At 46.2% G+C, this 23,385-nt stretch carries 27 protein-coding genes; 18 read left to right on the forward strand and 9 right to left on the reverse strand.

Annotated elements, in window-relative coordinates:
- The first annotated feature begins 1 nt into the window (after window position 1).
- The 6 genes from motD to B4F66_RS12100 all read left to right on the forward strand — a co-directional run bounded on the left by motD (window position 2) and on the right by B4F66_RS12100 (window position 3,456).
- Complete coding sequence (motD, locus tag B4F66_RS12075) at window positions 2–913, forward strand: flagellar motor protein MotD (protein WP_292353653.1); 912 nt, start codon at window positions 2–4, stop codon at window positions 911–913.
- A complete protein-coding gene (locus B4F66_RS12080; RefSeq protein ID WP_292353652.1) occupies window positions 910–1,707 on the forward strand; it encodes a ParA family protein in 798 nt (265 codons plus the stop codon). The genes motD and B4F66_RS12080 overlap by 4 nt, the downstream gene beginning before the upstream one ends.
- The gene (locus B4F66_RS12085) at window positions 1,700–2,281 is read left to right on the forward strand and encodes a chemotaxis protein CheW (protein ID WP_292353651.1); all 582 of its coding nucleotides are present in this window, start codon (window positions 1,700–1,702) and stop codon (window positions 2,279–2,281) included. Before B4F66_RS12080 ends, B4F66_RS12085 begins: the two co-directional genes overlap by 8 nt.
- Window positions 2,282–2,382: 101 nt before the next feature.
- Window positions 2,383–2,862 carry a chemotaxis protein CheW gene (locus tag B4F66_RS12090; RefSeq protein WP_292353650.1) on the forward strand — a complete coding sequence of 160 codons (480 nt, stop codon included), beginning with the start codon at window positions 2,383–2,385 and terminating at the stop codon, window positions 2,860–2,862.
- 6 nt (window positions 2,863–2,868) lie between these two features.
- A complete protein-coding gene (locus B4F66_RS12095) occupies window positions 2,869–3,051 on the forward strand; it encodes a hypothetical protein (protein WP_292353649.1) in 183 nt (60 codons plus the stop codon).
- An 18-nt stretch (window positions 3,052–3,069) separates the two neighbouring features.
- Window positions 3,070–3,456: a DUF2802 domain-containing protein gene (locus B4F66_RS12100; RefSeq protein WP_292353648.1), complete on the forward strand. Its 387-nt coding sequence runs from the start codon at window positions 3,070–3,072 to the stop codon at window positions 3,454–3,456.
- Here the strand turns inward: B4F66_RS12100 and B4F66_RS12105 are convergent.
- The 3 genes from B4F66_RS12105 to B4F66_RS12115 all read right to left on the reverse strand — a co-directional run bounded on the left by B4F66_RS12105 (window position 3,453) and on the right by B4F66_RS12115 (window position 7,320).
- Window positions 3,453–5,264: a putative bifunctional diguanylate cyclase/phosphodiesterase gene (locus B4F66_RS12105; protein WP_414673322.1), complete on the reverse strand. Its 1,812-nt coding sequence runs from the start codon at window positions 5,262–5,264 to the stop codon at window positions 3,453–3,455. The two genes, B4F66_RS12100 and B4F66_RS12105, sit on opposite strands and share 4 nt — an antisense overlap.
- Window positions 5,265–5,476: 212 nt before the next feature.
- The gene (locus B4F66_RS12110; protein WP_292353647.1) at window positions 5,477–5,755 is read right to left on the reverse strand and encodes an EscU/YscU/HrcU family type III secretion system export apparatus switch protein; all 279 of its coding nucleotides are present in this window, start codon (window positions 5,753–5,755) and stop codon (window positions 5,477–5,479) included.
- Complete coding sequence (locus B4F66_RS12115; RefSeq protein ID WP_292353646.1) at window positions 5,752–7,320, reverse strand: flagellar hook-length control protein FliK; 1,569 nt, start codon at window positions 7,318–7,320, stop codon at window positions 5,752–5,754. The genes B4F66_RS12110 and B4F66_RS12115 overlap by 4 nt, the downstream gene beginning before the upstream one ends.
- Window positions 7,321–7,383: 63 nt before the next feature.
- Here B4F66_RS12115 and B4F66_RS12120 point away from each other — a divergent pair, with 63 nt between their 5' ends.
- Window positions 7,384–8,244: a pentapeptide repeat-containing protein gene (locus B4F66_RS12120; RefSeq protein WP_292353645.1), complete on the forward strand. Its 861-nt coding sequence runs from the start codon at window positions 7,384–7,386 to the stop codon at window positions 8,242–8,244.
- Between the two features lie 9 nt (window positions 8,245–8,253).
- Here B4F66_RS12120 and apaG read toward each other — a convergent pair whose 3' ends face one another.
- From apaG to pgl, 3 genes are read right to left on the reverse strand one after another with little or no spacing between them, the layout of a single operon-like run.
- The gene (gene apaG / locus B4F66_RS12125) at window positions 8,254–8,634 is read right to left on the reverse strand and encodes a Co2+/Mg2+ efflux facilitator ApaG/CorD (protein ID WP_014708098.1); all 381 of its coding nucleotides are present in this window, start codon (window positions 8,632–8,634) and stop codon (window positions 8,254–8,256) included.
- Window positions 8,624–9,604, reverse strand: a complete 981-nt coding sequence (glk, locus tag B4F66_RS12130; protein ID WP_292353644.1) for a glucokinase — start codon at window positions 9,602–9,604, stop codon at window positions 8,624–8,626. Before glk ends, apaG begins: the two co-directional genes overlap by 11 nt.
- 1 nt (window position 9,605) lies before the next feature.
- A complete protein-coding gene (pgl, locus tag B4F66_RS12135) occupies window positions 9,606–10,316 on the reverse strand; it encodes a 6-phosphogluconolactonase (RefSeq protein WP_292353643.1) in 711 nt (236 codons plus the stop codon).
- A 141-nt stretch (window positions 10,317–10,457) separates the two neighbouring features.
- On the opposite strand from pgl, the gene B4F66_RS12140 reads away from it, so the two are divergent.
- The gene (locus tag B4F66_RS12140) at window positions 10,458–11,168 is read left to right on the forward strand and encodes an SIMPL domain-containing protein (RefSeq protein WP_292353642.1); all 711 of its coding nucleotides are present in this window, start codon (window positions 10,458–10,460) and stop codon (window positions 11,166–11,168) included.
- 84 nt (window positions 11,169–11,252) lie between these two features.
- Here B4F66_RS12140 and ilvA read toward each other — a convergent pair whose 3' ends face one another.
- Window positions 11,253–12,767 carry a threonine ammonia-lyase, biosynthetic gene (gene ilvA / locus B4F66_RS12145; protein WP_292353641.1) on the reverse strand — a complete coding sequence of 505 codons (1,515 nt, stop codon included), beginning with the start codon at window positions 12,765–12,767 and terminating at the stop codon, window positions 11,253–11,255.
- Window positions 12,768–12,883: 116 nt separating this feature from the next.
- Between ilvA and rpiA the strand changes: the two genes are divergently transcribed.
- Genes rpiA through lolD form a run of 3 tightly spaced genes read left to right on the forward strand, consistent with a single transcriptional unit; the run spans window position 12,884 to window position 15,514 of the window.
- Entirely contained in the window at window positions 12,884–13,546 is a 663-nt protein-coding gene (gene rpiA, locus B4F66_RS12150) for a ribose-5-phosphate isomerase RpiA (protein ID WP_292353640.1), read from the forward strand.
- Window positions 13,547–13,593: 47 nt separating this feature from the next.
- Window positions 13,594–14,841, forward strand: a complete 1,248-nt coding sequence (locus B4F66_RS12155; RefSeq protein WP_292353639.1) for a lipoprotein-releasing ABC transporter permease subunit — start codon at window positions 13,594–13,596, stop codon at window positions 14,839–14,841.
- Window positions 14,834–15,514, forward strand: coding sequence for a lipoprotein-releasing ABC transporter ATP-binding protein LolD (lolD, locus tag B4F66_RS12160; protein ID WP_292353638.1), 681 nt, complete (start codon window positions 14,834–14,836; stop codon window positions 15,512–15,514). Before B4F66_RS12155 ends, lolD begins: the two co-directional genes overlap by 8 nt.
- A 1-nt stretch (window position 15,515) precedes the next feature.
- On the opposite strand, the gene B4F66_RS12165 is transcribed toward lolD, so the two are convergent.
- On the reverse strand, window positions 15,516–16,052 hold the full coding sequence (locus tag B4F66_RS12165; protein WP_292353637.1) for a DUF2062 domain-containing protein: 537 nt from the start codon (window positions 16,050–16,052) through the stop codon (window positions 15,516–15,518).
- Window positions 16,053–16,096: 44 nt separating this feature from the next.
- On the opposite strand from B4F66_RS12165, the gene B4F66_RS12170 reads away from it, so the two are divergent.
- The 7 genes from B4F66_RS12170 to kdsB are packed head-to-tail and all read left to right on the forward strand — an operon-like array spanning window position 16,097 to window position 23,142.
- Window positions 16,097–18,364: a DNA internalization-related competence protein ComEC/Rec2 gene (locus tag B4F66_RS12170; protein ID WP_292353636.1), complete on the forward strand. Its 2,268-nt coding sequence runs from the start codon at window positions 16,097–16,099 to the stop codon at window positions 18,362–18,364.
- Window positions 18,365–18,415: 51 nt separating this feature from the next.
- Window positions 18,416–19,051 (forward strand): MotA/TolQ/ExbB proton channel family protein, encoded by a 636-nt coding sequence (locus B4F66_RS12175; protein WP_014708108.1) that lies wholly within the window; start codon window positions 18,416–18,418, stop codon window positions 19,049–19,051.
- Window positions 19,048–19,473, forward strand: coding sequence for an ExbD/TolR family protein (locus B4F66_RS12180; RefSeq protein ID WP_292353635.1), 426 nt, complete (start codon window positions 19,048–19,050; stop codon window positions 19,471–19,473). The genes B4F66_RS12175 and B4F66_RS12180 overlap by 4 nt, the downstream gene beginning before the upstream one ends.
- Window positions 19,470–21,224, forward strand: a complete 1,755-nt coding sequence (msbA, locus tag B4F66_RS12185) for a lipid A export permease/ATP-binding protein MsbA (RefSeq protein WP_292353634.1) — start codon at window positions 19,470–19,472, stop codon at window positions 21,222–21,224. The genes B4F66_RS12180 and msbA overlap by 4 nt, the downstream gene beginning before the upstream one ends.
- A complete protein-coding gene (gene lpxK, locus B4F66_RS12190; RefSeq protein WP_292353633.1) occupies window positions 21,224–22,204 on the forward strand; it encodes a tetraacyldisaccharide 4'-kinase in 981 nt (326 codons plus the stop codon). Before msbA ends, lpxK begins: the two co-directional genes overlap by 1 nt.
- Window positions 22,205–22,384 carry a Trm112 family protein gene (locus B4F66_RS12195; protein WP_292353632.1) on the forward strand — a complete coding sequence of 60 codons (180 nt, stop codon included), beginning with the start codon at window positions 22,205–22,207 and terminating at the stop codon, window positions 22,382–22,384. It abuts the gene before it with no gap.
- Window positions 22,384–23,142, forward strand: a complete 759-nt coding sequence (gene kdsB, locus B4F66_RS12200) for a 3-deoxy-manno-octulosonate cytidylyltransferase (protein WP_292353631.1) — start codon at window positions 22,384–22,386, stop codon at window positions 23,140–23,142. The genes B4F66_RS12195 and kdsB overlap by 1 nt, the downstream gene beginning before the upstream one ends.
- Here kdsB and B4F66_RS12205 read toward each other — a convergent pair.
- Window positions 23,110–23,370 carry a hypothetical protein gene (locus B4F66_RS12205; RefSeq protein WP_014708114.1) on the reverse strand — a complete coding sequence of 87 codons (261 nt, stop codon included), beginning with the start codon at window positions 23,368–23,370 and terminating at the stop codon, window positions 23,110–23,112. The genes kdsB and B4F66_RS12205 overlap by 33 nt on opposite strands.
- Window positions 23,371–23,385 lie beyond the last annotated feature (15 nt).

Here is a 23,385-nt window from a genome sequence, read left to right on the forward strand (position 1 = left end):
TATGGCCCGGAGAAAGCGTCATGAAGAACACGAAAACCATGAACGCTGGCTGGTTTCCTATGCTGATTTTATCACCCTGCTGTTTGCGTTTTTTGTGGTGATGTATTCCATTTCTTCTGTTAATGAAGGTAAATATAGGGTGCTATCAGAGACACTGGAAAGCGTGTTCTCACAATCAACCCGCAGTGAGGACCCCATTCAGATTGGCGAAGTCAGCCGCGGACAAGGCGAACGAGTAGCTTCACCGGGTAAACCAGAACTTCCGGATTTTGAAATTGAATTACCCGAACTTCCCAAAGAACGCCCCCCCGTTTCCGAGCAGAGCATACGGACGATTAATGATATTTCGCAGCAACTCAGCAGTGCACTGGCCGATTTGATTACTAATGAAGATGTCAGTATCAAACAAACTGAAGACTGGCTGGAGGTAGAAATCAATTCCAATTTTCTGTTTGCCAGCGGCGATGCGCGTTTAGCACGTGAGGCTGTGCCAGTGATTGGTCAGATTGCGGATGTACTGGCACCCGTTGCCAATCCTCTGCAGGTTGAAGGGTTTACCGATGATCAACCGATCAATACGCCAAGATTTCCGTCAAACTGGGAGTTGTCAGCAGCCAGAGCTGCCAGTGTTGTAAATTTACTGGATCGTTTTGGCATTGAGCCGGGACGAATGTCAGCTATTGGGTATGGAGAATTCAAACCGATAGCTGATAATGAAACGGAATTGGGCCGCCAAAAAAACCGTCGGGTTGTTCTGGTTATTCTGGGCAGCTCGGAAAGCCGGAGGACACTTGAAGTGTTTGATCAATTTAATCGCTCTGCAACAGAGCCAGAAAACTCAAGTACTCCCATTACTGACACCTTGTCATCGCCGTTGATGATGCCCGCCAATAATGGTGAAGCATCTCCATGACGGTCTGGGCGATCGCCAATCAGAAAGGTGGCGTAGGCAAGACCACTACGGTGGTGAGTCTTGCCAGCCATCTGGCGTTGAAGGGCCATTCAACGCTGTTGCTGGATATGGATCCACATGGTTCATTAACCACTTATTTTGGTTTTGATCCGGACAATATCGAAAACAGTATCTATACCCTATTCCAACATGCTGAACAGCAACCACTGAACGCCATATTCAAAACATTGAAGAAAACCAGTCAGGAAAATATGTACATATTACCGGCTGCAACTGCGATGGCGACACTGGATCGCCAGCTGGGCATTCAAAGTGGCAAAGGTTTAGTGATACAAAAAACCCTACAGCAACTCAAAGACCGTTTTGAATATGTACTGATTGACTGCCCGCCAATGCTGGGAGTGTTGATGGTGAATGCTCTGGCTGCATGTGATGAGCTGTTAATACCGGTCCAGACTGAATTTCTGGCCTTAAAAGGGCTAGAACGCATGTTGCACACGCTACACTTGATCAACCATTCCCGTCAGCACAAGCTGCCGTATCTGATTGTGCCGACCATGTATGATCGTCGTACTCGGGCTGGCACCCAGACATTGCAAAAAATGCAAAAAGACTATGAAGATAACCTTTGGCAGGATGCGATTCCAATAGATACGCAATTTCGTGATGCCAGCAAATCAGGCATTCCCCTGCCAGCACTCAATCCTGAAAGTCGGGGCAGCATGGCGTATGAACGTCTAATGAAGAAACTCACCAAAGCCGCAGCAGTGGCAAAGTCAGATAAGAATGTCTAAGCCAACACAAATAAAAGAACCAAAACAGGCGTTAGCAGCTTATCTGCAGGAGTTATTGCTGGACAGTGAACCGGAAACGCTTGAACAGGTAGCTGCTGAGATAGACCAGACACTTCCTGTCGCCGAACCCGAAAGCTTCGCCGACATCGAAAATTCGCCTGACAAACATACGCAGGCATTATTATTCGAGGTGGCGGGAATGCAGCTTGCATTGAGTCTGGATGAACTGGATGGCATTGAAAACTGGCCAGACGATGGGTTGTCGCAAATTCCAGGGCATCCAAGCTATGTTGTTGGAACCTTAAGTCGGCCTCAACAGCATACCCAAGTAATCGATTTGACAACATTGATCACCAATCAATCAAGTAATTCAGATAACAACCGATACATATTATTAGTAGACAATAAACAATTGGGATTGGCGGTCTCAGCGATACGTCATGTGGTCAAGCTCGAGGGTGATAATGTGCGTTGGCGGCGAGAACCAGGTCAGAGACCCTGGCTGGCGGGTATGTTAATGTCTCCTCTGAGTAGTATTATTTCGTTACCCGAGCTGTTAAAAATAATACGTTAGCAAATAAAATTGGCACAAACTGTGCTTTGATGAATATATATAAATAGCGTCATAAAATTGGCAGATTAAGGTTGGTCAATTTTTTGAATAAGGAAAAAACCATGAGCGAGCAAGATAATCAGGCCGGCAGTGATCCGATTCTACAATGGGTTACCTACCATTTGGAACAGGAAGTCTATGGCATCAATGTGATGCAGGTGCAGGAAGTATTACGCCCAACTGAAATAGCTCCAGTACCTGGAGCACCTGATTATGTGCTGGGTATCATCAATCTACGCGGTAATGTGGTAACCGTCATTGATACTCGCAAGCGGTTTGGTCTGCCCTCCCGTGAAGCTGACGAAGATTCGCGAATTATTATTGCCGAAGTCAGTGGTAACGTTATTGGCATGTTAGTCGACAGCGTCGCTGAGGTGGTTTATTTACATCAATCAGAAATTGACACTGCGCCTAATGTCAGCAGTGATGACAGTTCTCGTTTTATTCAGGGCGTATGTAACCGAGATAAAACGTTATTGATTCTGGTTGACGTCAATAAACTGCTGAATGATGATGAAATCGCTGATATCGCCAGTTTCTGATGTGACATGGCTGACGAAATTCATCCTGCTCAACCACTTGTTCCTACAACAAGAGTGGATGTTCCTGCAGATGAAAAACGTCGCCATAAACAGAACGAGCAGGACGATAATCATGTCGAAGATAATGAAAAAGAAAATAAACAGCCAAAGCGGCCACCTAAAACCGGCATTATTGATGAATATGTGTGATATCTCAGGAGATATATCATGATGTTATACGGCTTATACAGTTTGGTGGGATTGCTGGGGATTGTGCTACTGGTCACCAGCTACCGTTTCTTTCGATTGAGCCGCTCTCAGGCCACCCAAATCAGTGCTCTGCAGCAACAGTTATCTGCTTTATGCAGTGCTGCAGTGGGTTCGGATGAACGAATTGTTCGCTTTGAACAAACCCTGATGAAAATACGTGAGCAGCAAAACAGTATGGATTTGGGACAGCCTCAACAACAAAGTTACGAGCATGCCATTCGCTTGGCAAGAAAAGGTGTTGATATCAATCAGCTTATTGATAATTGCAACCTGAGTGAGGAAGAAGCATTGTTGATTACCCGTCTGCATGGGATGCAGCGTCAGTCCGTAACCGATTTACACTAGGATTTATTAGGCAACGCGCGTTGAGGCTTACCAATTAAATAACCTTGGACAAAGTCCACACCGAATTCCTGCAACATCTTCAGTGTTTCCCTGTCTTCAACAAACTCAGCTACCGTTTTTTTGCCGAGACTGTGTGAGATATCAATCATTGATTTCACCAATAATTGATCTACCGGATCATTATGTAAATTGGTGATAAACCCACCATCAATTTTCAATATATCTACCGGGAAATGTTTTAAATAGCTGTAAGAGTTGAAACCGGCACCAAAGTCATCCAGTGCGAAGCGACACCCTAAATGTCGCAGACGATCCACCATCTGTTTGGTTTGTTCAAAATTGGATATGGCTGACGTCTCAGTAATTTCAAATACCAGACGCGAAGGATCGGCACCGGTTTCCAGCAGTTTGCGTTCCACCAGAGGATATAAGTTCTGATCGAGGAAAATATTGCCCGACAAATTAACCGCCAGTGCTGTATCACTCGGTATGTGTGTTAGCAATTCAAATGCATGATTAACCACCCACAAATCAATCTGGTGAATTAACCCCATAGCCTCAGCAACGGGAATAAAATCCTGTGGGTAATAGAGTTTGTCGCCCTGTCCACGCATTCGAATCAAACATTCGTAATGGTTGATTTTCCTCTCTTTGAGCGAGTAGATGGGCTGAAATTCCAGAACAAATTTTTCTTGTTTCAATGCCGCACGAATTCTGGGCGCCCATTTGACACTGTGTCTTAATGCATACATTTCACGATCTGCCGGGCTGTATACATGTACACGATTGCGTCCACGTTTTTTGGCGGTATAACAGGCCTGATTGGCATGCGACAGAATTTCACCTACTGTCGAGGCATCCGCTTCGGAAATACATTTAACACCGATACTGGCAGATAAATGATATTGATGATCATGGAAAGTAAAACTGTAGCCATCAAACAGGTCTCGCAAACCTTCTGCCCGCGCTACGGCGGTTTCCGGATCGATGGTATCGACTAATACCGCAAACTCATCAGAACCGATTCGAACCAGTGTGTCGCGGACTTTAAAAAATCCCCGCAACGAATTCGCAACCTGTACCAGTAAGCTATCACCCGCCTCATGACCCTCAGCGTCGTTAAGAACTTTGAAGCTATCCAGATCAATATAAAACACCGCACTACTGGTATGGAAATTCCGCACCTGCGTTAAAGTAATTTCAAGTGCCTGTTCAAGCCGACGCCGGTTTGCCAGACCAGTCAAATCATCATGATTTACTGAAAATTGCAGTCGAGCTTCCATCACCCTTAGCTGGGCATTTTCGTCTTCAATCTGTTGTTGGCGGAGATAGTAATGATCACGTTCGCGCTTGGTAGCCAGCGTGGTCATAACTGCAGGCGGCAATGATTCAGCAGTAAGCGGCCGATATAAAAGCGACGTCACCCCATGCCCCAAATCCGTTAATAACTGGTTATGGTTCCATTGGGATTTTTCGGTCAGGGCAATAACCGGAATGCGCCGCCATTCATCAAACTGATCCAGTTTCAGTCGCAGTTCACGGGCATTACATTCACCCAGGCGACAATCCAGAATAATTAAATCAATATCACATTGATCATCATTAATATTCTTGCGCAGTACTTGCATCAGCTTTTCTTGGCCATTTGCACTGGTGATGTTAGTAAATCCACTAAGTGACAACATGGTTTGCAGAAAAGCCAGATCAGAAACGCGTGTCCCGCTAATCAGAATTCGTGCCGCCAGTAAATCATTAACTTCCGCAGCAGATACTGGCGCCGTCAGGCTCTGCTCGGATGTCTTTGACACCTGTGACTCAATTGTTAGCAGTTTATTCATCTGTTCTGTATGCGGTTACTTTTGACCGGTTTTAGAGATACATGCAGATGAAAATAGCGGTTTTATATTTTAAAATCAATACTTAATGTGATTTTTATAATGCGATTTATAAAGTATTGAAGAAATTTAGCCTATATGAGCTCAATGATAATGGTTCGATATAGATGAATTGCTAAAGGAATTTAACCTTTTTCTTTGGGAAACTTTCCTGAAACAATATAGGCATAGGCTATCACTTCAGCGATTACCCGATATAAAGCTTCGGGTATCGCTTCACCCAGCTGCATATCTTTAAGCATGTCCGCTAACGCTGCATCTTCACGAAGCGGAATATTGTGCTGTTTGGCAATGCGGATAATTTCAGCGGCAATATCACCTTCACCACTGGCGGTCACTGTCGGTGCATTATCACCATCATAATGTAGTGCAATTGCTCGTAATGGCTGTGACTGCTGTTTCATACCGAAATATCCAGTAATGCATCAGAGGTAGCTGTCTGCGTCAGCGGCGTTAACCATTCCACCGGGGCACAGTGACAACTTAATTTTTGCACCTGTAAATCAAGTGCCGCTAATTTTTCGCGTAATAAATCGATATTTTCCTCCAGCAATGCCACCGCTTTGGGATCTTCTGCCGTTAATGCCACACTGACAACACTTGATTGTAAGCCGATCGAAGCCCGCAGCTTGCCAAGGTTTTGCGTTTCCAGGTTCAGTGTGACCTGCCATTGCTCTTCATCTTGCTGGTTCTGCTTGTTCCCCTGCTGAAACTGTAGCTGCATCCACTGTAACTGTTGTTTGTCCCTTAGCGGCACATCCATTAACCAGACCTGCTGTTGGGTGGGGCTATCCGCCTCCCTTACCATGTTCAGTTGGTTCATCTGCACTCTGGCAAGCGCGGTTTCCACTTCACGCAATAACACCTGCAATCTGGCCAACTCGGTAACGCCAGCCTGAAATTGGGCATTCTGAGCAATTTGTTGAACAGGTGCATTCGGAGAACTCATCGGTTGATTAGTTGTGACAGTCCCGCCAACAGAACCTTGTCCTGCCAGAAGCGTGGTAAGCAACTGCGCTGGCGTCTGCCCGCCAGCCAGTAAAGCACTGGTTATATGAGATGGCAATTGCTGTAAAGCCGCTGGCTGATTGAGCAGATTTATCAGTGCAGTTCGAATCTCCGGCGGAAGATTCTGAGCATTGATTTGTCCATTTGCTGTCTGTCGGATCTGCCCTTCCAACGCAGCAGCCAGTTTCAGCAAATTGGCTTTAAAGTCTCCAGTTAAACTCGGATTGGGCTGCAGTAACTGTCGTTCCAGGAATACGCCTGACTGCTGAATGGCCTGCTGTAAATTGGTAGGTTGCTGGACAGTCTGTAATTCGCGAATATTTTGCCAAAGTTGGCTCACGGCATTTTGCACCGGCAGCATGTTTTTCAATTCAGGTAATGCATTGATAACATTTTGCAATTGTGGTGGCTGAGCTAAAACCATTGGCATTAAACGACGTTGGTGGGAAACCATGGTTTCTGAGGAAGTTTGATTGGGAGTTTGTAAAGCCACACTTAACGGTGAGTTACTGAGAATTTGCACTAAAAGTTGCTGACCGGGTCTAAAGCTGGAACTTAGTCTGCTGATATCCAATTCCAGGGGAACAGATACCTTTCCTGTTTGCTGCAGCGCCAGCAAGATGGATTGCTGGGGCAGCAACTTAATGACCTCAGCCAATAGCGTTTGCCCCGGACGCAGATCGGTCGAAACGGAAGAAACGGCTGCGACTGAAATCAGTTTAAACGCCACTTTATCAGCGCTATCGGACCGCTGTAGTTCGATAGTCTGACCACGTTGCAAATCCACACCAGCCTGAATGGTGACGATTTTTCCCGCCAATTGAATATCAACATTTTCACCGGCTTTACCTGCTGAGACCACCACCGCCTGCGCAACCTGACCAGGAGTAAGCGGCAGCGTGCGACTTGCAGTTTCCGTAACAATGACCTGAGCAGCCTGTGAGCTCTGAGGTATTTGCATGAATTCACCCAGCATTAAACACAATGCTAGTATAGCAACCAACTTGTTGCCAAAGACCGGTCAATGAATAAATTCAGTACAAAATGGTATACACGCCAGGATAAGACCATCAGTGGCCCTTTCACAAAGGCCCTGCTGAAAAGTAACCTGCAATTGGGCAGAATTAATGCTCAAACGGAAGTCAGCACTGATCAGAAATATTGGCAACCGCTGGGCGATATCATCGCCCTGGACACTGTTGACCCGGTCATCCCCCCTCCCTTACCCATTGATGAACGTGATGGTTTTGATAGGCGCAATGAACAGCCTCTTACCGAAGCCGAACGTGAAATGCGTCGGCAACAGCGACGCAAACAGGAACCGGACTTTTTAATTCAGCAGCGCCAACAGCGCAGTGAATTATTAAAAAGACTCAAACCTGAACGTCCTGCCCGTTTTTGGCCGATATTTACTATCAGTGTGATTTTAACCAGTGTATTTGTAGGTGCGATTTTATTCCCAACCCCTTCGAATATTTCTGAAGCAGATTGCGACACTGCTCCAGCCCCGTTGGTGAATTGGGAAAACTGTCTGAAACCCGGCTTGGACATCCCTTCAGCCACGTTAACGGGAGCCAACCTTCGCAACAGCGGACTCGCCATGTCAAATATGATGAATGCTGATTTGGTTGGGACTGACTTAAGCTATGCAGATTTACCACTTAGTAACCTGAGTTATACCAATTTACAGGGGGCCAATTTGAAAGGAGCCAACCTGCAGCAGGCTGATTTGTCTTACAGTAATTTATCCGACAGTGATTTGAGTTTTGCCAATTTACGTGATGCCAAACTGGGGGGCAGTGATTTGCAAAATGCAAAATTGGACAAAGCTATCTGGATAGATGGCCGGATATGTGCGGCAGGTTCGATTGGAAACTGTTTATAAGCCGGGTTATTAATGCAGCTTTTGCGGAGCAGCCAATGTGAATGCCGGGATATCGACCGCAAAGCGGCTGCCACTGTCATCCATCATATTGTAATGGCCCTGCATCATACCGACTGGGGTATCCAGCATCGCCGCACTGGTGTAGGTAAATGTTTCTGTTGGCGCCAGATAAGGATGCTGACCAACCACGCCATCACCTTCCACTTCCTGTTCATGACCATCGCCACCAGTGATTTTCCAGTAACGTGATAATAACCGCGCTGGCGTATCGCCCTCATTGGTAATGGTAATGGTATAGGCAAAAAGATATCTTGCTCTGGCCGGATCAGATTCATGATCCAGGTAAGTGGTTTCAACGTTCACCATAATGTGGTTTTTTTTATCGGTCATGGTCAACATTATACAACGCTTTTCGAGCCAACAAACGTGCTCCACGGAGTCCCACATCAGGATTGTTGATCAAATACACCGGTATCTGCTCCAGCACCCCACGCATCCTGCCTTTCGCCAGAAACGACTGCATGAAAAAGCCCTGTTCAAATAAGGCCAGATTCTTTACCGCAATACCTCCAGCGACAAAAATTCCGGCTCTGGGCAAGGTCATTAGCGCCAGATTACCCGCCTGAGCTCCGTAAATCTGCATAAATAACTGCATGGCTTTTACTGCCGCAGGATCTGTTTCTTGCAGAGCAGACTGACTTATCTGTTCTGCCGTTAAATTCAATGTCGTGTTGTCACCTTGCTGTTCGGCAATAAAATGGTACAGCATAACCAGGCCGGAGCCTGATAATACCCGCTCGTAGGAGACATGCTCAAATTGTTCAAACAGTTTATTCAATAAAGCGTGCTGTTGGGTGTCCTGAGCAGCAAAGTCGGTATGGCCGCCTTCTGTTGGCCATACCCGCCAGCTTTTATGGAGAGGTGACAGAATAGCCTGCCCCAACCCGGTACCTGCACCAATGACTGCTCGTAATGATTTGGCTTCCGGCTTACCTTGCTGCAGCACAATGAGATCATTCTCTTCAAGTTCACCGATACCATGACCCACCGCGGCAAAATCATTGACCAGGCAAAGCTCAGCAAGTGGAAATTGCTGCTTCAGCTTATCGCTATCGATGATCCAGGGTCGATTCGTCAGTTGCACTCGGCGTCCACTTAACGGTGCTGCCACGGCAAAACATGCGCTACTGACTGGCAGAAAATCGACGGCTACAGTAGATAAAAACGCTGTCAGCAGACTTTCAAAATCAGCATAATCATCATTTTCCAAACGTTGTTGCAGAATAATTTCACCTTCGAGGTGACTGAGTTGCAACAAGGTTTTGGTACCGCCGATATCTGCAGCTAACAGGGTTTGCATATTATTGTGCCGCAGCAGCCTGGTCCATAAACCAGTAATAATCACCTGTCGGCGCGAGCCGCTGAACCGGTAAGCCGGATACCGCCTCACTGGTAATATCTCTGACAATATCTGCTTTCGCTTCACCGGCGATAAACACAATCACCTGTCTGGCTGAGTTGATTACCGGATAGGTCAATGTTACGCGCCAGGATTGAAATTTCTCCACAAACAGACTGGTTGTCAGCGTATCGGTAACGTCCAGTGCGGGAGTATCTGGAAACAGTGAAGCAATATGACCATCAGGCCCTAACCCGAGGAGCACCAGATCAAAAGGATTATCTTCCATCACCATTTTGATGGTACTGGCATAACGAGTTGCAACCTCAGCAGCATCGCCACTTTCGGTAGGCATGCGATGCACATTCTCAGCCGGGATAGGTAAATGATCCAGCATTGCCAGTCTGGCCATTTTAAAGTTGCTGTCATCGTGAGTGGCCGGCACACAGCGCTCATCACCAAAAAATATCTGCACTCTTGCCCAATCTATCTGTTCGATATAAGGTGAAGTCGCCAGTTTCTGATACAGTCCTTTTGGTGTCGAACCACCGGCAAGCGCAACATAAAATACTCCTCTTTTGGCAATGGCTGAACGGGCGGTCACCACAAAATGTTCGGCAGCAGCCTCGATCAACGTATCAGAATCAGGCAGAATTTTTTGTTCAGCTTTCATGTCTATCCTCAATATTAAAAATAATTTTTGTGCGGTAATCAGCTGACAGTGTCAGTCAAATCCTGCTAATTTAGCAATCAAGCTGCACCGACAGCAAGCCAAATAACACTTCAATCCACTTCTCACAGGAACCATCACTTTATGAAAAACACTTTTTTTATTGTTGCCATGTTGTTTTATTCCGCGTCTGCTGCAGCTGAAACAGAAATAAACTTTAACCTAATCAATCTCAATGCAACAGCCGCCACCGAAGTGGCAAATGACAAGGTAAGCAGTGTGATTCAGGTAATGCTTAATGGCACAGATCCGGCTAAATTGGGTCAGCAGGTCAATCAACGCAGCAATCAGTTACTGGCGAAAATCAAAGATTTTGATGCGGTCAAATCTCAAACCACCGGCTACCAAACCCGCCCGATGTATAAAGACAGTCAAATCGTCTCCTGGCAGGTAAGCCAGCAAATTCGCTTAGACAGTCACGATTTCAATCAGATGAGCGAATTATTGGGTGAAATTCAATCTCTTGGCACAGTACAATCCATGGAATTTTCATTATCCGACGAATTAATCGAATCAACTCAAAACGACCTGATGCAACAGGCTATCAGCAAGTTTCGTAATAAAGCATCGTTAATTCAGCAGCAATTTGATGAACCGGGTTATCGCCTGGTTAATATGTCAGTCAATACCAGCGGCTATGCGCCGGTTCATCGCATGGAAAGCAGCATGATGATGTCCGCCGATATGAGCAGCAAAAGTGCACCTGTAGCACTTGAAGCTGGCAGCAATAAAGTCTCAGTTGATGTCCATGGCCAAATTCAATTGATCAGTGATACCACCACACTAACGGATTAAGACTTATAGTTCTTTCATTTCCGCTTCGTTTGACGAAATGCGTCTCCAGCAGTAGTTGCTCTGAAAGATAAACAAGCCCTAGGCTTACTTTAAAAACAAATCGTAGGCCGGGTTGTCGGTTTCCAACCAGTGGACATAGCCAAGATTATCCAGGAACGCCTGAAATTCTTCATTGAATTCAGGTGCTACTTGAATCCCAACCAGCACCCGGCCATACGCTGCTCCATGATTACGATAATGAAACAGGCTGATATTCCAGCGCTGACCGATATGTGTCAGAAAACGTAACAAGGCCCCCGGTCGTTCCGGAAATTCAAAACGAATCAGACGTTCATTTTCAGCTTGAGGTGCATGGCCACCAACCATATAACGAACATGTAATTTCGCCATTTCATTATCGCTAAAATCGATCCACTGGTAGCCCGCTTGAGTCAGGTTTTCAAAGAGAATCTGTCGTTCTTCTTCACGACCAGACATCCGCACCCCAACAAACACCTGTGCCTGCTGTTTATCAGCATATCGATAATTAAACTCGGTTATTCCGCGTTCCGCCAAAGTCTTGCAGAAGCGTTGGAAACTACCCGGCTGCTCGTCAATGGTTGCGGCAAACAATACTTCCCGGCGTTCCCCAATTTCAGCCCGTTCTGCCACATGCCGGAGCCGATCAAAATTCATATTTGCGCCGCTGTTGATAACCACCATGGTTTTGTCATACAAACCATTTTGCTGAATATATTTTTTGGCACCGGCAATCGATAACGCCCCTGAAGGCTCGGCAATTGAGCGGGTATCATCAAACACATCCATTATCGCAGCACAGATTTCATCGGTCTCCACCGTCACCACATGATCAACCGTTTTTTGTGCAATCCGGAATGGCTCTTCACCAACCTGTCTGACCGCAGTTCCATCGGCAAACAACCCTACCTGATCCAGTTTGACTCTTTCACCGGCATCCAGAGCGGCTTTGAGACTCGCAGCATCGGCAGGTTCAACTGCAATAATTTTGATTTCAGGCCAGATGGCTTTTATATAAGCCGCCATTCCGCCTAGCAAACCGCCGCCACCTACCGGAATAAATACTGCATAAACTGGATCGGGATGCTGGCGCATGATTTCCATCGCAATGGTGCCCTGTCCGGCTATCACCAGAGGATCATCATAAGGATGGATAAACACCCGTCCCTCATCAGCAGAAACTTGCTTGGCATAATCAAACGCTTCATCGTAACTATTACCATGCAAAGTAATGTCAGCACCCAACATACGTACCGCTTCCACTTTGATTGGTGGCGTAGTTATCGGCATAACAATGATGGCGGAAATACCCATTTTGCTGGCGGCCAGCGCAACACCTTGCGCATGATTACCTGCTGAAGCGGCGACCACCCCCTGCTTTCGCTCAGCATCGGTTAAGTGGCTCATCCTGTTATAGGCACCACGCAATTTAAAGGAAAAAACCGACTGCAAGTCTTCGCGTTTAATCAGAATCTGATTATTCAGCCGCTTGGATAATCTTGGCATCAAATCCAAAGGGGTTTCGATAGCGACATCGTAGACGCGCGCTTTAAGGATTTTTTCTACATAGCCTGTGAGCATGGTGTTCCAGATTCAGTCTGTTAGGTTAACAAAGATGACTACGTTACCATTGACCATCATTTATCTCTATAATTAGCCGGATAAAATCAAGCCATTCAAATTAACAAGGAATCGCAATGACTGCTGATGAAATGAAGAAACAAGCTGCGTGGTCGGCTTTGGAATACATTACCACTGATGGTGTCGTAGGTGTTGGCACCGGCTCTACCGTTAATCACTTTATTGATGCGTTAGCTACCATTAAAGGTCGTATTGAAGGTGCTGTATCCAGTTCAAATGCTTCCACCCAACGGCTCAAGGATTACGGCATTCATGTTTTTGATTTAAACGAGGTTAAAGAAGTCGCGGTATATGTAGATGGTGCAGATGAATCAAACCACAATCTGCAACTGGTTAAAGGTGGTGGCGGTGCATTAACCCGCGAAAAAATTATTGCAGCAGTGGCTGATAAATTTGTCTGTATTGCTGACGCAACCAAACTGGTTGATGTGCTGGGCAAATTCCCGTTACCGGTTGAAGTGATCCCGATGGCGCGTAGCTATGTCGCCCGTGAAATCGTTAAACTGGGCGGTCAGCCAGTTTATCGTGAAGGCGTGATCACCGATAACCATAATGTCATTCTGGATGTGCATGGTCTGGATATTATGGAACCTATCAAACTGGAAAAAACACTGAACGATATCGTTGGCGTAGTGACTAACGGCTTGTTTGCAATGCGTCCTGCGGACGTGTTGTTACTAGGCACCGAAAACGGTACCCAAACCGTCAACCCAAAATAATATGCACTAGCCCGCTGTAATAGCGGGCTTTTTGCCAGAGCGAATATATGTTCAGACCTCTAAGTGTCTATATCGGCGCCCGTTATACCCGGGCTAAACGGCGTAATCATTTTATTTCATTCATCTCGATGACCTCTATGCTGGGCGTCGCGCTCGGTGTGGCCGCATTGATTACCGTGTTATCGGTAATGAATGGTTTTGAAAAGGAATTACGCGAACGCATTCTCGGTATGACATCACATGCTTTTGTCACCGGCTCGGATGGCACACTGGCTGACTGGGAAAAGGCCGAGGTACTTATCGAAGGCTTCCCAAGAGTTATAAATACTGCTCCTTTTGTTGAAGGCCAGGCAATGCTGAATCAGGGTAGCCGGGTTCGAGGCACCCAAATCCGTGGGGTTGATCCCGCTTTGGAGCCTAAGGTTTCCAGTATTGGTGACAAAATCATTCAGGGTCGCTTTGACTCACTGCAACCGGGCAGTTACGGCATTATTCTGGGTAAGGATTTAGCCATTGCCATGGGCGTGGGCACCGGCGATAAAATCACGGTGATCACACCACACGTTACCCCAACCCCTGCCGGGGTTATTCCCAGACTGAAACGTTTGACCGTATCAGGTGTTTTTGAAATCGGCATGTATGAATATGACAGTGCGTTAGCCATCATGAATATTGAGGATGCCGCTAATTTATTCCGCATACCCGGCAAAGTAACGGGCCTGCGATTGCAACTGGACGATGTCTATCAGGCTCCAAGAATTACCCGAGAGCTTTTACAAACCCTGCCTGCAGAATATCGCGCAGCTGACTGGACTTACCAGCATGCTAACTTTTTCCGTGCCTTAAAAACCGAAAAAACCGTGATGTTTGTCATTCTGATGCTGATTGTGGCCGTTGCGGCATTTAACATCGTTTCAACGCTGGTAATGATGGTAACCGATAAATATGCAGATATTGCCATTTTGAGGACGCTGGGCATGTCACCGCGCGGCATCATGGGGATTTTCATGGTGCAGGGTATTGTTATTGGTCTCATTGGCACAATTCTGGGGGTGATAGGTGGGGTCATTCTGGCGTTGAATGTGTCTAACATTATCGCCTGGATAGAAACCATTTTAGGTTACCAGTTCCTGCCAGCAGAAGTGTATTACATCAGTGACCTGCCTTCCGATTTGCATTGGAACGATGTCACGGTGATTGGTATTACTGCCTTTGTTTTATCCATTCTTTCGACTATCTATCCTTCCTGGCGTGCCGCTCAGGTTAAACCGGCTGAGGCTTTACGTTATGACTGATAACACGGTAATTCGCTGCGAAAAACTGGTAAAGCGCTATAAAGACGGTAATCTGGAAACCCCGGTATTACAGGATATTAATCTGCAAGTGCTTGCTGGTGACCGTATTGCGATAGTCGGCAGTTCAGGTTCCGGTAAAAGTACGCTATTGCATCTGCTTGGCGGACTGGACGGTCCAACTGACGGAAAAATTGAGGTATTGGGTCAGGATATCAGCAAACTTTCAGTCAATGATCTCAGTAAATTACGCAATCAATCATTAGGCTTTGTTTACCAGTTTCATCATTTACTACCTGAGTTCACGGCAGAAGAAAACGTTGCTATGCCACTGGTTATTGGCGGCATGCATCCCAAGGCAGCCAAACAACAGGCCAATGAACTGTTACAACAGGTAGGACTGGGTCACCGGGCACATCATAAACCCAGCGAATTATCGGGTGGTGAACGTCAGCGTGCGGCACTGGCTCGCGCATTAATTACAAAACCTGCCTGCCTGTTGGCTGATGAACCTACCGGAAATCTGGATCACCAGACTGCTGAAGGTATTTTTGATTTGATTATGAAATTGAATACGGAACTGGGTACAGCACTGGTCATCGTAACGCATGACAGACAACTTGCTGCCAGAATGGATCAGCAGTTAACGTTGATTGATGGCAAATTACAAAACTGATTTATTTATCTTTTCGTTTAGCTGAATTTTGGCGCTGGTAGCGTTTTAACCAACTGTTGATCACGACCAGACGCCAGATTAATCGAACAATAATCACACCCGCTAACGCAGCCAGCGCGCCGCAGATTACCGAACCGAGTAATAATGGTTGCCAGATAAATCCTATCTCCTGCCACAACCATTCCAGACTGAAAGCAAATTCATGCGTGCGCAGTGGCACATCCAGCAGGATAGCGCCGACTTTATAAGTGAAAAAGTAAATTGGCGCCATGGTCAATGGATTGGTTATCCATACACACATCACGGCAATAGGCAGGTTTACCCGTAACCAGATAGCCAGCAGACCCGCCACCAGCATTTGTCCGGGCATCGGTATAAAGGCAAAGAAAACCCCTATCGCCACCGCCGCAGATACTGATCTGCGGTTAAGATGCCACAATTCCGGCGCCATGATCTTTTCGCCAAAACGCCGCATATGCTTATGCTCGCGCATGGTGACATGATCTGGCATGATTCGTTTTAGGAACTTACGAGGCATTACGTCTCAGTATTGCTGATAAACGGCGGTCATTATAGGGATATATGATTAAACCTGCCATTGCATTTTTGTCGGGCTGTTTACTGGTGGCATGGTTGCCCCAGCTGCTCTCTCCATATTGGCTGCTCACTTTAATCCCCTTGATGATTATTGTCTGGCGGCGGTCTCAATGGACCGTTATGTGGTTTGTTGTGGCGGTAGTATGGGCAAGCTTCCAGGCTCAGCTCAGAATAGATGATCAGCTTGATCTTACACTTGAGAGACAGGATATTGTGGTGTCAGGTTTCATTACTTCCTTACCACATCATAACGATCAACGAATCCGTTTTGAATTCAAACCTGAAAATAACGATTTAAAGTTGCCCGATAAGATTCGCTTGAGTTGGTATTTCCCTCCTCCCAACCTCCCCCAATCCGGTGAAAAATGGCAGTTCTCTGTTCGCTTGAAAGCCCCACATGGTATGTCCAACCCGGGTGGGTTTGATTACGAAGCATGGTTGTTTCAGCAACAGATCGGGGCTACCGGATATATACGGGAATCTGATCATAATCAAAAATTACATTCAGCAAATTTGCTATCGGTTAATCATTGGCGTGCGCAGTTAATAGATAAAATGTCCGACGTCTTAAAGCAAAGTCCTTCGCTGGCGTTAGTTCAAGGACTGGCTGTTGGTAACCGTGACAATATGCAAACAAGCCAATGGGATACTTTACGACAAACTGGTACCAGCCATTTACTGGCAATCTCCGGATTGCATATAGGACTCGCTGCAGCACTGGGATTTTTTATTGCCAAACTGCTCTGGCGAATACGCAGTCGTCATTTATTAACATTAAGCGACAGGCAGGCCGGTGCTGTTGGCGGATTTTTACTGGCTTTGTTCTATGCCTTGCTGGCCGGATTATCCATCCCGACTCAGCGTGCATTAGTAATGGTCAGCGTGGTGATGCTCAGTATCTTTATAAAACGTCGTACTGATCCGCTGCATGTGCTGAGTCTGAGCTTGATATTGATTCTGATGCTGGATCCATTTGCGGTTCTGGCAGCAGGTTTCTGGCTTTCATTTGCTGCTGTTGCCTGCATTTTGTATATAGCACAATATCGACAACCGGCCAGAAAATGGCTCTGGCTGCATATTCATCTATGGATTGCAATAGGTCTGACGCCATTACTTTTACTGTTTTTTCAGGAAACCTCGTTGATTGCACCGTTAGCTAACCTGCTTGCGGTGCCGGTGATCAGTTTCCTGGTTGTTCCGCTGTTGTTAATTTCCATGCTGTTGTTAAGCTTTGATCTGCGATTGGCTGAATGGCTGCTGCAACTTACAGAATGGTTGTTATCCAAATTGTGGTGGTATCTGGAGTGGCTGGCACAATCACCCTTTTCTGTCTGGCAAACACCTGTGTTTCCCGTTGAGCTGCTCGCCATATCAATCATTGGCACGCTGATAATACTTGCCCCACGGGGTTGGCCTTTACGCTGGCTGGGTGCTGTTATGTTATTGCCACTTTTTTATTATCTGCCAAATAAACCAGAAAGCGGTGAAATCTGGTTTACGTTACTCGATGTGGGACAAGGCTTGTCAGCCGTAGTGCAAACTGAAAATCATACATTGGTTTTTGACACCGGTCCGGCTTTTGGTAATTTTGATACCGGTGCTGCAGTGGTAGTGCCTTATCTTCGATATCAAGGTATCAAGCAACTCGATATGCTGATGATAAGTCATGCAGATAACGATCATATTGGCGGAGCAAGTGCCGTTTTATCAAGCTATCCCACTAAACAGATTCTAAGCAGTGATCCTGATAAATTAGCTGGCAGTGAATTCTGCAGAGATGGCCAGTCATGGCAGTGGAATCAGGTCCGGTTTGACGTTTTACATCCTGATAAAGATCAAACCGGTAGCCGTAATGATTTATCCTGCGTACTTAAAATCAGCGGTCCATATGGTACGGTTTTATTGACGGGCGATATTGAGCGAAAAGCCGAGATAAAACTTATAAGACAATATGAGCAGCAGCTCAAAGCCGATATTCTGATTGCACCTCACCATGGCAGCCGCAGCTCATCCTCTACGACGTTTATCAGGCAGGTTTCTCCACGCTATGTTTTATTCGCCAGTGGTCATCAAAACCGCTACAACTTTCCTTCTGAAGAGGTAGTTTCCCGTTACCAGAATATTGGCAGCAAAACATTTCAAACGGGTAAACAAGGTGCATTATCTATCAAACTCGACCAACACATAGATTTAATGCCCATTGGATGGCGGGAGCAACACCGTAGAATATGGATGCGTAACGCTACTGAATAAATGCGTTTTCACGTATCATGGCAACATTTCATTAACTGGGACGGATGGAGCATGCTGGAACTATTTAAAGCAGGTGGCTGGCTGATGTTACCGCTACTTGGCTGTTCGATAATTGCCATTGCAATTATTGCAGAGCGGTTTTGGAGTCTACAACAACGTCGTATTGCACCACCTGAATTAATCACTCAGATCTGGCAGTGGTTACAATTCAAACAAATTGATCAATATCGCATTAACTCACTGCAAAAAAACTCTCCGCTTGGTCAAATTCTCGCTGCAGGTCTTATCAATCGCAACAGTTCTCGAGAAATTACCAAAGAAAGTATTGAGGATACGGGTCGCCATGTAACTCAGCTACTGGAACGCAACCTGAATACCTTAGGCACTATTGCCGCGATCTCCCCCCTAATCGGTTTATTGGGTACCGTTATTGGCATGATTAAAGTTTTTGCCGTCATTACGCTGGAAGGTGTCGGAAACCCGGAAACACTGGCCGGCGGTATTTCTGAGGCATTACTGACCACTGCAGCCGGTTTGGTCGTGGCCATTCCCAGTGTGATTTTCTATCGTTATTTCCGTGGGAAAATCAATCAACTGGTGGTCAGTATGGAAGAACAAGCCATGCAATTAATTGAAATGTTACATGGCGAACGTGAGTTTGATCCTGATGAGGCGCGTTCACAATGAAACTATTGCCACGGAACTCTGAAGAGCCTGATGTCAATCTGACGCCGATGATTGATGTGGTGTTTCTGTTGCTGCTGTTTTTTATGGTCTCCACCAGCTTTATTCGGGAAAGTTCTTTAAAAGTGGATTTACCTGAAGCCAGCGGTCAGGCACTGACGGAAGAGGAAACACCGATTGACATTATTATCCGGGCAAATGGAGAAGTGTTGGTTAATGAAACACCAATAGCCGTTGCCACCCGCGATGCCTTAAGGGATTTACTGAAAACCACTGCAGGCGATAATGCTGATCCACATATCATTATCAGCGCTGATGCCAATGCCGAATATCAACATATCGTTACGGCGATGGATGCCGCGCAATTACTTGGTTTTACCCGTTTGACACTGGCAACACGCCAAAAAACTGCTGAGACTCCATGAAACAAATAGCCAATGAAATGAGCGCTGTCCAACTGTATAAGCGCCTGCTGACTTATGTAAAACCCTATTGGCTGGTGTTTGGCGCCGTTATTTTGTCCATGCTGGTTTATGCCGGCAGTGAAACCGCGATGGCTGCTTTGATGAAACCGTTAATGGACGGCAGTTTTGTCGAAAAAGATCCGTTTATTATTAAATGGATCCCCATTGCGTTAATCGCTATTTTTCTGATTCGTGGTGTCGCCAACTTTCTAACCACCTATGGTTTAGGCTGGATCGCCCGTAATGTGATCATGACTCTGCGATCCGAAATGTTTGATCGCTTGCTGACATTACCTGCCAGCTTTTATGATAAAAGCACTTCCGGGCAGCTGATGTCCAAACTACTGTATGACGTTGAGCAGGTAGCTGATGCTGCGACGGACGCCATTCTGGTATTAGTTCGGGACACCTTGACGATTGTTGGCCTGCTTGCATGGATGATTTATCTGAATGGCTTGCTTTCGTTAATTATTTTACTGACGGTGCCGTTTATCGGCCTGCTGGTCTACAAAATCAGTTCACGTTTCAGACGCATCAGTAAGACCATTCAGGATTCAATGGGCGATGTCAGCCATACCTCCAGTGAAGTGATTGAAGGCCACCGTGAGGTGAAAACGTTTGGCAGCCAACAATATGAAGCCAAACGTTTTGATAAGGTCAATCAGCTGAATCGTCGTCAACGAATGAAAAAGATCGCTACCGAAGCGACCAGCCAGCCCATTATCGAATTAATTGCCGTGCTAGGACTGGCTGTGGTGATTTATCTGGCCACCCTGCCGCAAATGCTTGAGCAGATCACCGTGGGCACCTTTATCTCGTTTATCACGGCGATGTTTATGATCCTGACACCGCTAAAACGCCTTACCAAACTCAATTCCAAACTTCAGGCCGGTATCGCAGCCGCCGATAGTGTATTTACAATGCTGGACCAACAACCGGAAGCAGACACTGGTACAAAGCAACTGGAACGTGCCAGAGGCGATATTCGCTTTCAACAGGTGGGCTTTCAATACAATCCAAACTCACGAAAGGTTCTGGACAATATCAGCTTTGAGGTAAAAGCCGGTCAAACCATTGCGTTTGTAGGACATTCCGGAAGTGGAAAAACCACATTGGTTAGTCTGTTACCTCGATTTTATTCACCTACAGAAGGTCAGATATTCATTGATGAAACGGATATCAGCGATCTCAAGTTGCTGGATTTACGTCAACAGATTTCCCTGGTTAATCAGCAGGTTATTCTGTTTAACGATACGATTGCCAATAATATTACCTATGGTCAAAAAGAAGTTGTGGCTGAAGAACGTATTATTGCGGCAGCCAAAGCAGCTCATGCCTGGGAATTCATTCAGAAACTACCGGAAGGCTTGCAGACTGAAGTCGGCCAGAATGGTGTCTTATTGTCTGGTGGACAGCGACAACGACTGGCTATTGCCCGGGCGTTATTACGTGACACGCCCATTCTGATTCTTGATGAAGCCACCGCCTCACTGGACTCGGAAGCCGAACGACATATTCAGTCAGCATTGGAAAATCTGATGCAAAGCCGAACCACATTGGTTATAGCGCATCGACTATCCACTATCGAAAAAGCCGATCTTATTGTGGTGATGCATGATGGGCGCATTGTTGAAACCGGTACTCATCAACAATTGATCAGTAAAGGCGATCATTACGCAGAACTTCATCGACTGCAGTTTCAACAACAATAATGAAGACGGATTGGCTAACTAATAACTGGTATCGCCCCTCGTTAGTCTCACTGCTGTTACGTCCAGTCAGCTGGTTATATCGACTCATTATCAGTCTAAGATGTCAGTCATACCGAAAAGGCCTGTTCGAACAACTATCACTTCCAGTGCCCGTCATTGTAGTGGGCAATATCAGTGTTGGTGGCAGTGGTAAAACCCCTTTTGTGATCTGGCTGGCGCAATACTTACAGAATCAGGGCTGGCAACCAGGCATTATCAGTCGTGGTTATGGCGGCAAGGCAGATCATTATCCATGCAGTGTTCAGCTGAACAGTTCGGCTGCCGAAGTCGGTGATGAGCCCTTGTTAATTTATCAGCGCACTCACTGTCCAGTGGTGGTGGCTCCGGATCGGGTAGCCGCGGGGCAACAACTGTTAGCGGAAAATTCCTGTAATGTGATTATCACCGACGATGGACTGCAGCATTACCGACTTCAGCGTGATATGGAAATCGTTATTATTGATGCCAAACGAGGTCTGGGCAATCAATTATGTTTACCAGCGGGACCATTGCGTGAACCACTGTCCCGCCTTGAAACCGTTGATTTTACTATTTTTCATGGTGAGTCAGATTCACAACGGCTCACCATGCAACTACAACTCCAGCAGGCAATCCAGTTAAAAAATAATAACCGCCACACAGCATTAACTGAATTTGCTGAAACCCCTGTTTATGCCGTCGCCGGGATCGGTCATCCGCAACGTTTTTTTGACCAGTTGCAACAACTCGGTTTAACCATCATTCCCCATGCATTTGCTGATCATCATGCCTATACTGAAGCGGATTTTCGGTTTGCAGAGGCCTATCCCATACTGATGACTGAAAAAGATGCGGTAAAATGTCAGGGATTTGCCACAGAAAACATGTGGTATGTGCCAGCGGAGGCTAAACTGAGCCCATCACTTGGTCCAGCAATCGACAAAAAATTAAGAGAGCTTTAAATGGATAAAACCTTATTGGAAATACTCGCCTGCCCCGTCTGTAAGAGCAGTGTTTTATATCAGAAACAATCTCAGGAACTGGTGTGTAAAGCCTGCCGTGTGGCGTATCCCATTCGTGATGAAATTCCGGTAATGTTAATTGATGAAGCACGCGAACTGACGGCTGAAGAAACCTACTGATGCAATTTAAAATCATTATTCCGGCCCGCTTTGCTTCAAGCCGGCTGCCAGGTAAGCCTTTACGTCAAATCGTCGGAAAACCGATGATTCAGCATGTCTATGAAAGAGCCCTGGAAAGTGAAGCCAGTGAAGTCATTATCGCAACAGATGATCAGCGTATTGCCGAAGCGGCAAAAAGTTTTGGTGCAGATGTCTGCATGACAAGGGATGATCATATTTCCGGCACCGATCGTTTGGCAGAAGTGGCTCAGTTAAGAGCTTTTCATGGTGATGATTTAGTAGTGAATGTACAGGGAGATGAGCCCTGTTTGCCGGCCTTGTTGATTAATCAGGTGGCCGCGGATCTGGCCCACCATCGTGAAGCAGCCATTACTACGCTTTACAGCCCGCTAGAAGACGCTGAACAGGTATTTGATCCTAATATCGTTAAAGTGGTGGTGGATGCTAAAGGTTATGCGATGTATTTTAGCCGCGCTCCTATTCCATGGTTACGCGAGCAATTTAATAACAAACAGGCCCTCGACAACGTCACTATGCCGCATTTAAAGCATGTTGGCATGTACGCCTATCGAGCAGATTTTTTGCATCGTTATCATGAATTACCACCTGCACCACCAGAACAATTTGAATCACTGGAACAGCTTCGAGCGCTTTACCATGGCAATCGGATACATTTGACAGAAGCCCAGGTTGATCCGGGACACGGGGTAGATACAGAGCAGGATTTACTGGCCGTAGAGGCCTTGCTCTCTCAGTAATTGATCCAGACCGGCTGAGACTAATTCAGCATGTAACTCACCTTCACCGTCAAAAACCGGTAAAACATGGGTCACAGGAACCGGACGATGCCCTTCTCCGTATTGTGTTGGCTGGATATTACTGTCCTGATTGAGCTCCTGTAATACCAGCTCACAGCCATCCAGCAACTCAATAATTTCACAGCGTTGATGATGGTATACGACTTGCTGACCAATAAGGTTCAGCAAGTCGTCACAGCTAAA

It is taken from the genome of Methylophaga sp. UBA3603 (assembly GCF_002375335.1).
Classification (GTDB): Bacteria; Pseudomonadota; Gammaproteobacteria; order Nitrosococcales; family Methylophagaceae; genus Methylophaga.

Excerpts from the sequence above, each read along its gene's own strand:
- motD (WP_292353653.1), top strand. The coding sequence starts at position 2 with ATGGCCCGGAGAAAGCGTCATGAAGAACACGAAAACCATGAACGCTGG.
- B4F66_RS12080 (WP_292353652.1), top strand. The coding sequence starts at position 910 with ATGACGGTCTGGGCGATCGCCAATCAGAAAGGTGGCGTAGGCAAGACC.
- B4F66_RS12085 (WP_292353651.1), top strand. The coding sequence starts at position 1,700 with ATGTCTAAGCCAACACAAATAAAAGAACCAAAACAGGCGTTAGCAGCT.
- B4F66_RS12090 (WP_292353650.1), top strand. The coding sequence starts at position 2,383 with ATGAGCGAGCAAGATAATCAGGCCGGCAGTGATCCGATTCTACAATGG.
- B4F66_RS12095 (WP_292353649.1), top strand. The coding sequence starts at position 2,869 with ATGGCTGACGAAATTCATCCTGCTCAACCACTTGTTCCTACAACAAGA.
- B4F66_RS12100 (WP_292353648.1), top strand. The coding sequence starts at position 3,070 with ATGATGTTATACGGCTTATACAGTTTGGTGGGATTGCTGGGGATTGTG.
- B4F66_RS12110 (WP_292353647.1), bottom strand. The coding sequence starts at position 5,755 with ATGAAACAGCAGTCACAGCCATTACGAGCAATTGCACTACATTATGAT.
- B4F66_RS12115 (WP_292353646.1), bottom strand. The coding sequence starts at position 7,320 with ATGCAAATACCTCAGAGCTCACAGGCTGCTCAGGTCATTGTTACGGAA.
- B4F66_RS12120 (WP_292353645.1), top strand. The coding sequence starts at position 7,384 with ATGAATAAATTCAGTACAAAATGGTATACACGCCAGGATAAGACCATC.
- apaG (WP_014708098.1), bottom strand. The coding sequence starts at position 8,634 with ATGACCGATAAAAAAAACCACATTATGGTGAACGTTGAAACCACTTAC.
- glk (WP_292353644.1), bottom strand. The coding sequence starts at position 9,604 with ATGCAAACCCTGTTAGCTGCAGATATCGGCGGTACCAAAACCTTGTTG.
- pgl (WP_292353643.1), bottom strand. The coding sequence starts at position 10,316 with ATGAAAGCTGAACAAAAAATTCTGCCTGATTCTGATACGTTGATCGAG.
- B4F66_RS12140 (WP_292353642.1), top strand. The coding sequence starts at position 10,458 with ATGAAAAACACTTTTTTTATTGTTGCCATGTTGTTTTATTCCGCGTCT.
- ilvA (WP_292353641.1), bottom strand. The coding sequence starts at position 12,767 with ATGCTCACAGGCTATGTAGAAAAAATCCTTAAAGCGCGCGTCTACGAT.
- rpiA (WP_292353640.1), top strand. The coding sequence starts at position 12,884 with ATGACTGCTGATGAAATGAAGAAACAAGCTGCGTGGTCGGCTTTGGAA.
- B4F66_RS12155 (WP_292353639.1), top strand. The coding sequence starts at position 13,594 with ATGTTCAGACCTCTAAGTGTCTATATCGGCGCCCGTTATACCCGGGCT.
- lolD (WP_292353638.1), top strand. The coding sequence starts at position 14,834 with ATGACTGATAACACGGTAATTCGCTGCGAAAAACTGGTAAAGCGCTAT.
- B4F66_RS12165 (WP_292353637.1), bottom strand. The coding sequence starts at position 16,052 with ATGCCTCGTAAGTTCCTAAAACGAATCATGCCAGATCATGTCACCATG.
- B4F66_RS12170 (WP_292353636.1), top strand. The coding sequence starts at position 16,097 with ATGATTAAACCTGCCATTGCATTTTTGTCGGGCTGTTTACTGGTGGCA.
- B4F66_RS12175 (WP_014708108.1), top strand. The coding sequence starts at position 18,416 with ATGCTGGAACTATTTAAAGCAGGTGGCTGGCTGATGTTACCGCTACTT.
- B4F66_RS12180 (WP_292353635.1), top strand. The coding sequence starts at position 19,048 with ATGAAACTATTGCCACGGAACTCTGAAGAGCCTGATGTCAATCTGACG.
- msbA (WP_292353634.1), top strand. The coding sequence starts at position 19,470 with ATGAAACAAATAGCCAATGAAATGAGCGCTGTCCAACTGTATAAGCGC.
- lpxK (WP_292353633.1), top strand. The coding sequence starts at position 21,224 with ATGAAGACGGATTGGCTAACTAATAACTGGTATCGCCCCTCGTTAGTC.
- B4F66_RS12195 (WP_292353632.1), top strand. The coding sequence starts at position 22,205 with ATGGATAAAACCTTATTGGAAATACTCGCCTGCCCCGTCTGTAAGAGC.
- kdsB (WP_292353631.1), top strand. The coding sequence starts at position 22,384 with ATGCAATTTAAAATCATTATTCCGGCCCGCTTTGCTTCAAGCCGGCTG.